The organism is Streptomyces sp. RP5T (genome assembly GCF_003933965.1).
Classification (GTDB): Bacteria; Actinomycetota; Actinomycetes; order Streptomycetales; family Streptomycetaceae; genus Streptomyces.
On sequence record NZ_RSAJ01000303.1, the window covers coordinates 1 to 10047 of the forward strand.

Here is a 10047-nt window from a genome sequence, read left to right on the forward strand (position 1 = left end):
GCTCGTTCCGGTCCACGCCGTCGGAATCGTGCTGTAGTAACAATGGGATACGGTTTCCGGGGCCCGGTGCCGGGCCACTGTCGCTAAGGAGCCGCAAGGGTGAGTCAGCGCAAGGCGTCGGGGGACGTCGGACGGGCCACCATCCGGGACGTGGCCGAGCGGGCCGGGGTGTCCGTGGCCAGCGTCTCCCGGGTACTGTCCGGGAACTATCCCGTCTCCGAGGACCTGCGCCGCAAGGTGATGAAGGTCGTCCGCGATCTGGACTACGTCACCAACGCGCACGCCCGCTCGCTCGCCGGGGGCGGCACACCCACCGTCGCGATCCTCATCAACAACATCACCGGTGCCGCGTTCGCCCACGTGGCCAAGGGCGTCGAGGGCGCCGCCACCCTGCGGGGATGGCTGTCGCTGGTGGGCACGACCGGCGACGACCCCGAGCGCGAGCTCGCCCTCGTCAACCTCATGCGCCAGCAGGGGGTCGCGGCCGTGGTGCTGCTCGGCGGTGCCTACGACTACGACGAGTACCAGCTGCGCATGGCCCGCTTCGCCCGGTCCCTGGATGCCGCGGGGTCGCATCTGGTGCTGGTGGGACGGCCGCCGCTGGAGGGCGACGTGCCGGCCACGACCGTCGACTACGACAACGAGGGCGGCGCCTACGCCATGGCCAGCCATCTGCTCTCGGCCGGCCACCGAAGGGTCCTCGTACTGCCCGGCCACTCCGAACTCACCACCGCACAGGGCCGGTTGCGGGGTGCTCGGCGCGCCTTCGAGGCGTACGGCGTGCCGTTCGAGGACGTCATGGTGCGGCACGGGGCCTACGACTACGAGCACGGGTACGACGCCGTGGAGGAGAGCCTGCGGGACGGGCTCGAGTTCACCGCCGTCCTCGCCGGGACCGATGTCGTCGCCGCCGGGGCCATGCAGGCGCTGCGCGCGGCCGGGCTGCGGGTGCCGGAGGACGTGTCGATCGTCGGGTACGACGACATCCCGCTCGCCTCCCAGCTCACCCCGCAGCTCACCACCGTCCACGTGCCCTACGAGGAGATGGGACGGGTCGCCCTGCGCGCGGTCGCGGACCGGCGTGAGGGCGGTGGAGCGCGGCGCCGGGGGGCCGACGGGGACCACCTGGTGCTGGGCACCCATGTCGTCGTACGGAACTCGGTGCGGCCGCCCGCACAGCCGCGCTAGCGGGAGTGGAAGAGATCGTTTCGTAAACGGTTTCTGCGTGTCAGGCAGTGAGGTCCGGCACGGCTCCCCGTCTCACTCCTCTCCTTGCCGACACACTCCTGAGCTGGCAGTACGCCAAGTTCTGCCGCGCGCGTCGACGCCCCACGGGCTTCACTTCCCGGACCGACCGGCGTAACAAATTGCCGTCCGCCTCTTGCTAACGACAGGGCCGTCGGCCTACCGTCCCAGCAACCGGTTACTACAGCTTCCGCTGGGCCGATCCCCACACTGCGAGCCGATGGATTCCCGGCCGCCGTTTCCGGCCGACACCGAGCCGTCGATCCCCCTCTCTCCTCTCCGAGACGCCCTACTTTCCGAAGGAACACGGTCAGATGAACTTCAGCAGCCCCCGGAGAAGGTTCGCCCGCGTCGCCGTCGCGGGACTCGCGCTGTCAGGTCTGCTCACCGCGTGCGGCGGGTCGGGCTCCCAGGACGGCGCCGAGTCGTCGGGCCCGGTCACCCTGCCCTTCTGGGGCTGGGCGAACGGCCAGGACGCCGTGGTGAAGGCGTTCAACGCCTCGCACAAGGACGTCCGGCTGAAGTACACGAAGGTCACCGACCAGCTGACCATGCAGAAGCAGCTGACCAACGCGGTGAAGGCCGGCGACGAGCCCTGTCTGGTGCAGAACACCGCCGAGTACGTGACCAGTTGGGTCGCGCAGGGCGCGCTCGCCGACATCACGCGGTACGTCGAGGGCGAGAAGGACAGGTTCAACACCGGATCGTGGGCGAGTGCGCAGGTGCAGGGGAAGTCGTACGGCGTGCCGACCAGTTCGGCGCCGAACTTCACCATCTACCGCACCGACCTCTTCGAGAAGTACGGCATCGAGCCGCCGGCGACCTGGGACGAGTTCATCGCCGCGGGCAAGGTGCTGAAGAAGCACGGCATAAAGATCACCAACTACGCCGGTGAGGACCCCAGCACGCTGGAGGTGCTCGCGATGCAGGCCGGGGCGCACTGGTACGCGATCGACGGCGACTCCTGGAAGGTGGACTTCCAGGACGCGGGCACCCTGAAGGCCGCCGAGGTGATCCAGCAGATCATCGACAACGACCTCAACTCCAAGCTGTCGTTCGCGGATTACGCGGCCGTTCAGCGCAACTACGACAACGGCGGCACCGCGACCCGCCAGATCTCCACCTGGCAGATGGCCGGCATGGTGCAGAACTTCACCAAGTCCTTCGGGAAGTGGGGCCTTTCACCCTGGCCGGCGTTCACCGGTGAGGCCGCCAGGACCCCGGCCGGAACCAACCTGACCGGCAGCGTGACGCTGGTGACCAAGGGGTGCGAGCACCAGGAGCAGGCCGCCGAGGCCGCGCTGTGGATGTCCACGAACACCGGTGCCGTCAAGACGATGGCGAGCCCGGAGACCGGCAACGGTGTGATGCCGGCACTGGCCGACAGCGACCCGTACGTGCCCGAGGCGGTTTCCGAGAAGCTCCTCGGGTCCCACTACCGGACGGGCCAGCAGGTGGTGAAGGACAGCCTGCGGACCGTCACCACCGACTGGACCTTCGGGCCCGACTGGACCGCGATGTTCACCGAGATGCAGGCCGGCTGGGCGAAGGTGGTCAGCAAGGAGCAGACGGTGAGGGAACTGCTCGCGCACATGCAGGAGTGGACGGTCAAGGACCTGAAGTCCCGCGGCATCAGCGTCAAGGGCTAGAGGACCAGAGGATCAAGGGCTGCTGCTGATGATTCGTTCACTGCGCTGGAAGGGTGCCGCCTTCACCGTGCCCTTCCAGCTCGGCTTCGTCTTCCTGTACCTGCTGCCGATCGGGTACGCCGTCCACCAGTCGCTGTACCGCTCGCAGTCCTCGGGGCTGGGCCTCGGCGGGAGCACCGAGGAGTTCGCGGGGCTCGGGAACTACCGACAGGGGCTGACCGACCCGGCCTTCATGGGCTCGGTGCTGCGGGTGGTGCTGTTCGCCTGTGTGCAGATCCCGGTCATGCTGCTGGTGAGCCTGGTGCTGGCACTGCTCCTGGACACGCTCCGGTCGCGGACGGCCGGGCGGTTCCGGATCCTGCTGCTGGTGCCGTACATGATCCCCGGGGTGGTCGCGGCCATCGTGTGGCTGAACCTGTACAGCCCGGACGTCGGGCCGCTCACCCCGCTCGGTGAGATCTTCGGGTTCTCCTGGAACTTCTTCGCGCCGTCGATGGTGTGGCCGTCCATCGGCAACCTGCTGACCTGGCACGGCATCGGCTACAACATGGTCATCATCTACTCGGCGCTCCAGGGCGTGCCCCGCGACCTGTTCGAGGCCGCGCGGCTCGACGGGGCGAGCGAGTGGCGGATCGCGCGCAGCATCAAGATCCCGTTCGTGCGGGGGGCGTTGGTGCTGACGGGGATGCTCTCCATCATCCAGATGCTCCAGATCTTCAACGAGCCCGCCCTGTTCCGCAATGTCACCCCGCAGACGGTCAGCGACTCCTTCACCCCGATCATGATCATCTACAACCAGGCGTTCAACGCCGGCAACTACCACTACGCGGCGGCTCTTTCGGTGCTGCTCGCCCTGATCCTCGGCGTCGCCTCCTACCTGTTCTACCGGTTCACCTCGAAGGAGGCCGACTGATGACGCTCACCGAGGAACCCACCAGGAGCGTGCCGGTCCGCAGGCTCAACGCTCCGGACCCGGCGGGTCGTTCGCGCGGCGGGCAGCGGTTCCTGCTCGTCGGGCTGTCCCTGGCGAGCCTCTACAGCCTCTTCCCGGTGTGGTGGCTGGTCGTGGCGGCCACCAAGGACCGCACCGGCCTCTACCAGTCCAACGGCCTGTGGTTCTCGGGTTTCCACCTGTGGGACAACCTGCGTCAGCTGTTCACCTACGAGCACGGCATCTTCCTGCGCTGGACGGCGAACTCCTTCCTGTACGCCGGCGTCGGCTCGCTGGGCGGCACGCTGCTGGCGCTGGCGACCGGTTACGGCCTCGCGCGTTTCGACTTCCCGGGGCGCAACCTGGTCTTCGCGTGCGTGGTCGGCTCCTTCCTGATCCCGATCGCGCTGCTGACGCTGCCGCTGTACCTGCTGTTCTCCGAGATCGGCCTGGTGGACACGCCCTGGGCGATGCTCGTCCCGTGCCTGATCAACCCGTTCAGCGTGTACCTCGCCAAGGTGTACACCGAGGCCACGATCCCCTTCGAGCTGCTGGAGGCGGCCCGTATCGACGGGGCCGGGGAGCTGAGGATCTTCTTCAGCATCGTGCTGCGGATGATGACCACGGGTGGTGCCACGGTGTTCCTGCTGGCCTTCGTGAACACCTGGAACGCCTTCTTCCTGCCGCTGACCGTGCTGCGCGGCGAGAACAACTGGACGCTCAACATCGGCCTGTACAACTGGTCCGGCAAGCGCCTGGAATCCGGCGTCGACCTCACCAGCCTGGTCCTGACCGGCGCCCTGCTGTCCATCGTCCCGATGGCGGTCATGATGGTCGCGATGCGCCGCTACTGGCGCACCGGAGTCACCCTCGGGGCCCTCAAGTGACCCTGCTGCGCAACCCGGTGATCCGGGGCTTCGCGCCGGACCCGTCCATGGTGCGTGTCGGTGACTGGTTCCATGTGGCGACCAGTTCCTTCGAGTGGTTCCCGACGATCCCGCTGCACCGCTCGCGTGACCTCGCGCACTGGGAGTACGCGGGTCATGTCGAGGGCGCGGTCCCGGGCGGCTCCCTGGCCGGCGTCCCCGACTCGGGCGGCATCTGGGCACCCTCCCTGAGCTGGGACGGCGAACGGTTCTGGGTGGTCTACGCGATCGTCCGCTCGGTCGGGACGCCGTACTTCGACGCGGACACGTATGTCTCCACGGCTACGGAGGCGTCCGGCGCGTGGACGGCACCGCGCCGGATCGCGAGCCATGGCTTCGACCCCGCGCTCTTCCACGACGCCGAGGGACGCCTGTGGCTGCTCAACCTCCAGAACGACCACCGCCCAGGGGGCCGGCGTTTCGCCGGGATCGTGCTGACGGAGCTGGACCGGTCGACGCTGGCGCCGGTGGGCGGAACGCATCTGCTGCTCCAGCACGAACGCCTCGTCGAGGGGCCGAAGCTGGTCCACAGGGGCGGGTGGTACCACCTCGTCCTCGCCGAGGGCGGGACCGGTTTCGAGCACGGGGTCCTGGTCGCCCGGAGCCGGGAGATCACCGGCCCGTACGAGCTGGACGACCGGCCCCTGCTGACGTCCCGGGACGATCCGTCCCTGCCGTTGCAGAAAGCGGGCCACGGCGAACTGGTCGAACTGTCCGACGGCAGCTGGGTGTTGAGCCATCTGGCGGCCCGCCCTCTGCACACGCCGAACGGACCGCGCTGCCCGCTCGGCCGTGAGACGGCGGTCCAGGCGGTGACCTGGGACGCGCAGGGCCGGCCGAGGCTGCGGCAAGGGGGCCGGCATCCGGCGGTCGAGGTCGACGTCCCGACACCAGCGTGGTCGCCGGCCCGACTCCCCGCTGACGGGCATCCGTTGGGCTGGCCCTGGAGCACCCCGCGGGCCGCGCCCGACCCGTCCTGGGCGGACACCGCCGCCCGTCCGGGATGGATCCGGCTGCGCGGGCGGCACGGTCCGGAGTCGCGGTGGGCGCACAGTCTGCTCGCGCAGCGGATCACCGAGCACCGGGCGGAGGCCGAGGTCACCGTGGAGGCCCGGCCGGTCTCGTTCACGCAGGCCGCCGGGCTGGTGCTCTGGTACGGCTCCGAGTCGTATCTGGCGCTCGACCTGACGTGGGCCGAGCCCGAGGGCGAGGAGCAGCGGGGCCAGCAGTGGCGGGGCGGCGGGCGGACCGTGCTCAGCCTCGTCGAGCGGGACGAGGGCGGTACGCGGCAGGTGGCCGTGGTCGGCGTCGGTACGGAAAGCGCCTTCACGCTCGGGGTCACGGTGGCGGACGGGGTGGCTCGTTTCCGGTACGCGGGCGCGGACGGCGCGTGGACGGCCGTGGGCCCGGAACTGGACTTCACCCGGCTTTCCGACGACCACGGGTCCAAGCTCCGGTTCACGGGGGCGATGGCTGGAATCCATGCCGTGGACCTGGTCGACGCGGCCTTCACGGCCGACTTCGCCGGGTTCCGCCTGAGCTGCGGGTAGTGTTCGAAGTTTCGAAAGTCAGGGGGTCATGAAGACCGGCGAAGCCCGACCTCTTCCCGACGTCAGCGGGCGAACCTAGGGTAGGAAGCGCTTACTGCGCTTACTGTCACGCGCTTGCTGTTTTCGCGCTGGTCGAAACTTTCATGGCCCTCGGGCGGGCCGGAGAGGTGGTTCCCGATGGTCCGCACGGGGAGTGCGAGCGTGGCGGCCGGTCCCACGCTGGCGGTCGTGGCCCGGGAGGCGGGCGTGTCGGTGCCGACCGCCTCCAAGGTCGTCAACGGCCGTGAGGACGTGGCCCCCGAGACCCGGCGCCGGGTCACCGAGGCGCTGGACCGGCTGGGCTACGTCCGCAGACCGAGGTTCGACGCGGCGAAGTCGTCGGGGCTCGTCGACCTGGTCGTGCACTCGCTGGAGACCTCCTGGTCGGGGGCGGTGCTGCACGGCGTCGAGGCGGCCGCCCACGACGCGGGCCTGGAGGTGGTGGTCTCCGCCGGGCTGACCCGGAACCGGGCGGGGCGCCCGGACCGCGGCTGGATGGACAAGCTCACCGCGCGCGGCTCCTCCGGGGTGCTGTTCAACCTGGCCGAGCTGACGCCCTCGCAGTACGGCTGGCTGGACCAGCACCGCATCCCGTACGTCCTGATCGACCCGGTCCTGGAGCCGCCGGCGGACGTGGTCTCGGTGGGCGCGGCGAACTGGCAGGGCGGGGTGACCGCGACCGAGCACCTGCTGGCGCTGGGGCATGAGCGCATCGCGGTGGTCGCCGGTCACCAGCGCAGGATGTGCAGCAACGCGCGCGTGGCGGGCTACCGTTCCGCGCTCGCGGCGGCGGGGGTCCGGCAGCGGCCCGAGTACGTCCGGCACACGGGCCACGACGAGAGCACGGCCCACCGCCGCACGCTGGAGCTCCTCGATCTGCCCGAACCGCCCACCGCGGTCTTCGTCTGCTCCGACCGCATGGCGCTCGGCGTGTACGAGGCCCTGGCCGCACGGGGCCTGCGCGTCCCCGAGGACATCAGCGTCGTGGGTTTCGACGACCTCCCCGAGGCCCGCTGGACCTCTCCGGCCCTCACCACGGTCCGCCAGCCCCTCGCGGAGATGGCGGCGACGGCCCTGCGGCTGCTGGTCCGCATGATGGACGGCGACCGTCCCGAGAGCACCCGGACCGAGCTGTCGACGCGGCTGGTGGAGCGGGCGAGCACGGCGGCGCCGCGCGACTGACCCGGCGACCGCTGCAGGGGCCACTCACCGCCGGATTCGTTCAGCTTCGGTCATCCGTGGGCGAGGGGAACTGGCCAGGGCTGACGGGCGTCGAACGGTGCGGCGGGAAGGGGGGCCGCCGCCCCGGTCAGGGCGGCGGCGAGCACTTGGGGGACGACCATGACGCGCTGGCGACCGCTGCCGGACTCGCTTCCGAGGGAGGCGCGGCAACTCGTGGAGCAACTGCGCCAGTTGAAGGACCGCACCGATCTGAGCCTCGCCGAGCTGGCCCGGCGCACCGCCTACAGCAAGTCGTCCTGGCAGCGGTATCTCAGCGGGGCCAAGCAGCCGCCGCGGGGGGCGGTGCAGGCGCTGTGCAAGGTGGCGGGCGCGGACCAGGCGCGACTGCTGGCGCTGTGGGACCTGGCCGCCCCGGTGTGGCCGTACGGCACGGTGGTGACGGCGATGGCCTCGCAGGGGGCGCCGCCGGCTCCGGCCCCTGCCGAGTACCGGCGCTGGCGTACGGCGGCGCTGGTCGCGTTCGCGGTCATCGTGCTGCTGGTGGCGGGGGTGCTGTGGGCGTGGCCGTCGGGGAGCGGGTGAGGCTGCGGCCGCCCGCTCCCCCGTCGGCGCGGGTCAGCCGCGCTGGTCGTAGTACGCGATCCGCCAGGGGCCGGTGCCCTTGAGCTTGACCCGGTACTTGCCGCTGACCCGCTTGAAGTCGACGTCGCGCCGGTCGCCGTCGTAGCGGACACCGCCGCCCGAGCCGGGGCCGTGCAGCCACTGCTGGGCGAACTCCCAGCTCTGGTCGGTGACCACGCCGTCGTTCTCCTGGAGGCCGTAGCGCTCCTGCCACCACTGGGTGGCCGACTCGGTCTGCGGGCCGAACGCGCCGTCGATCTGGCTCTTGCCGAAGTTGTGCCAGTCGCCGTCCTCGTCCTGCCACTTGGCGCCGTCCGCGTACAGGACGGACTGCCACAGGGCCGTGGCGTTGCTGTCGGCGTAGTCGTCGACGCTCAGGTTCTCCTCGTCCTGCCAGTCGTCGCTGACGACGCCGTTGCCGTCGATGCCGTGGTACGAGGCCGCGTCCGCCGCCGGCGCCACGGCGAGGCCGAGCGTCCCGGCGCCCAGCAACGCGGCTGTCATCATCGCGACGGCCCGCTTGCGCATGCTCATGGAATCTCCCTTTCCGAACCGCCCTGGTTCCCCCCGTGGTTCCCCCTGGGGCGGCTCGCTTCGCTTGGCACGGCACAGCCTCACAGGGCCGGGGTGCGCACGGCGAGAGCCGCTCGCGTCCCCGGGCCGGCCGGGGACGGTCCGGCCCGCGTACGGCGGTGTGGTCCCCGAGCACGGGCCGTACGGGGACCTGCCGGGACGGCGTGGGACGGGGTCAGCCGGTGCCGTGCTCCAGCCGTGCCGCCCAGGTGATCCCGCCGCGCAGATGGGCCAGGAGGACGGGGTCCGCCCAGGCCGCGGCCGCGTGCCCGAGCGCGGTGTAGAAGACGCGGCCCGCGCCCTGTTCGCGGCACCACACCAGCGGATGGTCGGCGCCCATGCCGCCGCCCTCGTACGACGACTCGTCGGCGCACGCCAACACCCTGACGGACCCTCGGGGGTTGGTCTCGAAGTCGTACCACTCGTCGGTGAACTCCCATACGGCGGGCAGGTGTCGGGTGGCCGGGTGGTCGCGGTCCTCGACGCGGATCCTGCCGGGCTGGTAGGCGGGGTGCCCGGCGAAGCGGGCGCCCAGCAGCTCGCCGTAGTGGGGCCAGGTGTACTCGGTGCAGGCGGCCGCGTGGACCCCGACGAAGGCGCCGCCCGACTGGACGTACGCGGCGAGCCGTTCGCGCCCGGCCGGGGTGAGGATCTCGCCGCTGGTGGAGAGGAAGACGACGGCGGCGTACCGGTCGAGGGGCCGTTCCAGGGCCGCCGGGTCCTCGCCGGCGTCCGTCTCGAAGCCGCCGAGGGCGCGGACGGCGTCGACGGCGGCCGGGATGGAGTCGTGGCGGTAGGCGGTCGTGCGGGTGTGGACGAGGAGTCGGGGAGCCATGGCCCGAGCCTAGGAGGTGGGTCGCCGCAGAGGTGTTCCGTCGTGCGGTCAGGGCGCCGTAGCCTCGGCGCGGTGACCGCGATTCCCGCACGGCTGGACCATCTCGTCCTCGCGACCCCCGACCTGGCGGCGACGGTGGCCGACTTCACCCGGCGCACCGGCGTGGTGCCCGCCCCCGGCGGGGTGCACGTCGGTCTCGGCACCCGCAACCATCTCGTGTCGCTGGGCGGCACCTCCTACCTGGAGATCATCGGCCCCGACCCGGGCCGGCCGGAGCCGGCGGGCCCGCGCCCCTTCGACCTCGACTCGCTCGCCGCCGCCCGCACGGTCACCTGGGCGATCAGCCCGCCCGACCTGGACGCGGCGGTGGCCACGGCCCGGGCCCGCGGGTACGACCCCGGGGAGATCCGCCCGATGAGCCGCCGCAGGCCCGACGGCACCCTGCTGCGCTGGCGCCTCACGGACGGCCGCACCCAGCACCCCTCCGGCCTGGTCC

The 10047-nt window shown here is 71.1% G+C and carries 10 protein-coding genes; 8 read left to right on the forward strand and 2 right to left on the reverse strand.

Annotated elements, in window-relative coordinates; translation table 11 throughout:
* Window positions 1–99: 99 nt before the first annotated feature.
* The 7 genes from EHS43_RS27070 (at window position 100) to EHS43_RS27100 (ending at window position 8104) form a co-directional block, all read left to right on the forward strand.
* Window positions 100–1188 carry a LacI family DNA-binding transcriptional regulator gene (locus tag EHS43_RS27070; RefSeq protein WP_125193367.1) on the forward strand — a complete coding sequence of 363 codons (1089 nt, stop codon included), beginning with the start codon at window positions 100–102 and terminating at the stop codon, window positions 1186–1188.
* 371 nt (window positions 1189–1559) lie between these two features.
* The gene (locus tag EHS43_RS27075; RefSeq protein WP_125193368.1) at window positions 1560–2894 is read left to right on the forward strand and encodes an ABC transporter substrate-binding protein; all 1335 of its coding nucleotides are present in this window, start codon (window positions 1560–1562) and stop codon (window positions 2892–2894) included.
* 28 nt (window positions 2895–2922) lie between these two features.
* The gene (locus tag EHS43_RS27080) at window positions 2923–3807 is read left to right on the forward strand and encodes a carbohydrate ABC transporter permease (RefSeq protein WP_125193369.1); all 885 of its coding nucleotides are present in this window, start codon (window positions 2923–2925) and stop codon (window positions 3805–3807) included.
* A complete protein-coding gene (locus EHS43_RS27085; RefSeq protein WP_125193370.1) occupies window positions 3807–4712 on the forward strand; it encodes a carbohydrate ABC transporter permease in 906 nt (301 codons plus the stop codon). Before EHS43_RS27080 ends, EHS43_RS27085 begins: the two co-directional genes overlap by 1 nt.
* Window positions 4709–6301: a family 43 glycosylhydrolase gene (locus EHS43_RS27090; RefSeq protein WP_125193371.1), complete on the forward strand. Its 1593-nt coding sequence runs from the start codon at window positions 4709–4711 to the stop codon at window positions 6299–6301. The genes EHS43_RS27085 and EHS43_RS27090 overlap by 4 nt, the downstream gene beginning before the upstream one ends.
* Window positions 6302–6478: 177 nt before the next feature.
* On the forward strand, window positions 6479–7522 hold the full coding sequence (locus EHS43_RS27095; protein WP_125193372.1) for a LacI family DNA-binding transcriptional regulator: 1044 nt from the start codon (window positions 6479–6481) through the stop codon (window positions 7520–7522).
* 159 nt (window positions 7523–7681) lie between these two features.
* Window positions 7682–8104 carry a helix-turn-helix transcriptional regulator gene (locus EHS43_RS27100; RefSeq protein ID WP_125193373.1) on the forward strand — a complete coding sequence of 141 codons (423 nt, stop codon included), beginning with the start codon at window positions 7682–7684 and terminating at the stop codon, window positions 8102–8104.
* A gap of 33 nt (window positions 8105–8137) precedes the next feature.
* On the opposite strand, the gene EHS43_RS27105 is transcribed toward EHS43_RS27100, so the two are convergent.
* Together EHS43_RS27105 and EHS43_RS27110 are read right to left on the reverse strand one after the other, a co-directional pair.
* The gene (locus EHS43_RS27105; protein WP_125193374.1) at window positions 8138–8677 is read right to left on the reverse strand and encodes a peptidoglycan-binding protein; all 540 of its coding nucleotides are present in this window, start codon (window positions 8675–8677) and stop codon (window positions 8138–8140) included.
* Between the two features lie 214 nt (window positions 8678–8891).
* Window positions 8892–9551: a ThuA domain-containing protein gene (locus tag EHS43_RS27110; RefSeq protein ID WP_125193375.1), complete on the reverse strand. Its 660-nt coding sequence runs from the start codon at window positions 9549–9551 to the stop codon at window positions 8892–8894.
* A 72-nt stretch (window positions 9552–9623) separates the two neighbouring features.
* Here EHS43_RS27110 and EHS43_RS27115 point away from each other — a divergent pair.
* On the forward strand, window positions 9624–10047 hold a 424-nt coding region (locus EHS43_RS27115), incomplete at its 3' end, for a VOC family protein (protein ID WP_148104097.1).